Genomic DNA, 833 nt, shown 5'->3' on the forward strand with positions numbered 1-833 from the left:
TGCACGTGTCCTCCTGCGGCGTTTACACTGTTACCCTGACGGCCCAGCGGACTTCCGCCGCCCCCGCCTACGACGTCGTCCTGGACGTGCCCACCAGCACGTATGCGATCCTGGAGGTCCTGGGCTTTTCTGGCGCTACGCCGGTCTACACCGAAACGAGTGCCTTTGGCTATCACTGGTATTATTCCGACGCCTTTACCACGGCCACCACCGGGACAGTCCAGTTGCGGATACAGTTGCGCTGCGAAAGCGGCACTGCGCCCTTCCAGGGGACGCTTTACTATGATAATCGCTGTGCCGATAACGATACCTACCGGGAGCGATGTTCGGCTGGCGGCACCCTGGGCTCGCCGCGCATCATTGAGCCGCTTCCTATCCTGACCAAGTTCCCCGAGGTTATCTACGCCTATGGGGATGTGGTCACCTGGACGCTCATCGCGTATAACTCTGGCGCTGGTCCGGCCTACAGTGTGGTGCTGACCGACGCGCTGGGCAGCGACCTGCGCTACGTGGCTTCCTCCATCACCTCTACCCAGGGCTCCGTGGCCGGAGTGACTCCCATCACCTCCGCCCATCTGGTCACCTGGGTCTTGCCGGTGATTCAGCCCAAGGAGCAGGTGGTCATCCAGTACGCCGCGGAGATCATTGGCTGCGACGATCTGACCAACCGCTTCGCCGGACGCCAGGGCTGCCTGGGCCAGACCTGTCAGGCCGCCGGGCCGGTCCGTTCCCGCGTGGAACTCCCGCCCACCATCCTCCTCAACACCAACCAGGCGGTCACGCCCATAGACACCTGCTACACCCGCACGGTCACTGTCACGGTGAAGAATGCC

General features: G+C 63.1%; 1 protein-coding gene. It reads left to right on the plus strand.

Annotated features, from left to right (window positions below):
* The coding region (locus NZ653_10110) for a DUF11 domain-containing protein (protein MCS7287470.1) at positions 1–833 on the plus strand (833 nt) is incomplete at both ends.

It is taken from the genome of Anaerolineae bacterium (assembly GCA_025062375.1).
Classification (GTDB): domain Bacteria; phylum Chloroflexota; class Anaerolineae; order SpSt-600; family SpSt-600; genus SpSt-600.